Source organism: Paenibacillus agaridevorans (genome assembly GCF_003112455.1).
Taxonomy (GTDB): Bacteria; Bacillota; Bacilli; order Paenibacillales; family Paenibacillaceae; genus Pristimantibacillus; species Pristimantibacillus agaridevorans.
Genome location: NZ_BDQX01000400.1, coordinates 28,639 through 30,220, shown reverse-complemented (window position 1 = coordinate 30,220; position 1,582 = coordinate 28,639). Strand labels below are relative to the sequence as shown.

The window sequence follows — 1,582 nt, the reverse complement described above, 5'->3', positions numbered from 1 at the left end:
CTGGCCGGCGATCACCCCCGCCGCTGCAGCGGCGGCAATGTCGCCGGCGAATGCGGAGCTGGGATCTACGTCGCCAAAGACGTGTTCCCCTTGATTCGGCAGTATGCCGAGCGCTCTTGTGACCATGGAGACGAATTCGGCGCGGGTAATGGCATCCGCCGCTCCGAATCTCGTCTCGCTCTTGCCGGCGATAAGCAGACCCGCCGTTGCAAGCTCAATAGCGTCTCGGGCCCAGTCCATGGCGACGTCCTCGAATTCGAAGCCGGTTGCGGCTACGGTGTAGATGCTGTTGCCGTCGCGAGTCAGCTCCACCGTAATCGTGCCGTCCCCATTCTCCGTCGCCGCAGTGGCGACGGGACGGAATTGCCCGCTCTCCGGCAAGTAGAGGACGCCGATGAGTCTGTTGCCGTCCGCGTCCGCGCCATCCAGCGTGAAGCTTCGCTTCAACAGGCTGCCGTCGAAGTCGGTTATTTCCTCATACTGGCCATCATCCTTCTTAGCCGCATTGATGAAGTCGATCGGCTCCGCGAGGAGCCTGATGCCAGCAGCTTTCGCGTCTTCTTCGATGCTTCCCGCTGCGTCTCCGGCTAGCGGGGCAAGCGTGATGCGAATATCCGCTCCATGCTGCAGTGCGCTGGCCGGTATGGCATAGGCGACGCCGCCCCAAATGATTGTCAGCCCCGCGTCCTCGCCTTTGTCGGCAATCGCCTCCGCGACGGCTTTCGGCAGAAGCACCTCCACGCTGTCCGCCGCGGCGTCGGCCGTTATTTTAAATGCACCGGATTTGTTACCCTTGATGGTATTAAGAGCCGGATATTCCTGCACCGAGATCGTCAGCTTGCCGTTCTGCTTCGATACGCTGCCGTCGAGTTCGTTCTTATCCTTGGCTGGCGGCGCAGGCGGCACGTAGGAGACAGGAGCATCCGTCGTAACGGTTATCACGCTTGCGGGGGATACTTCTCCGATGCTCTCCCCATCCTTAGAAACGGCGAGGACATAGACGGAATAGCTCGTGCTTGCCGACAGGCCTTCAAGATTGAAGGATGTGCCTTCCGTCGCGTCGATATATTTGCGGTTCACGAAAATCTCGTAACCGTCGGCTCCATGGACGGCGTTCCACTTCAATTGCGCGTGGCTGCTGCCTTTGCCCGCAATCGCAAGTCCGGCCGGCGCCGGGAGCGCTTCCGCGTTCGCCGTCCCGTCCAGGGGCAGATCATGCGCCAGCTGATTTTGCAGCGTGCGGTTGCGGTCGCCGCTCACTTCCCAGCTCATGACGCCCGCGAGATTCAGAGATTTAACGAAGGAGGCGTTGTATTTCATGGACGTATCGTCGTTGTAGGTAATGAACGTGCCGTTCTCCTCGTTCCAGAGGTAGGCTGTTTTGGACGCGGCGTTCCAGTGTTTCTCGTAACCGTTTTTGCCGGCGTAATTGTTCTCCAAGTCCGCTACATCGAAGACGCCGGCTTCCCAGGTGCCGCTCGGAATAGTCGTGCAGGTGCCGTACTGGCCTCCGTCCGAGCAGCCCGCCCAGCCCTTGCCGTAGAACGGAATGCCCAGCACGAGCTTCTCGGCCGGAACGCCG

Annotated in this window: 1 protein-coding gene; it reads right to left on the bottom strand. The window is 60.6% G+C overall.

Translation table 11 applies throughout. The features are described from left to right. Positions 1–1,582, bottom strand: a 1,582-nt coding sequence (locus tag PAT3040_RS37700) for a glycosyl hydrolase family 18 protein (RefSeq protein WP_181376953.1), incomplete at both ends; no start/stop codon positions are given.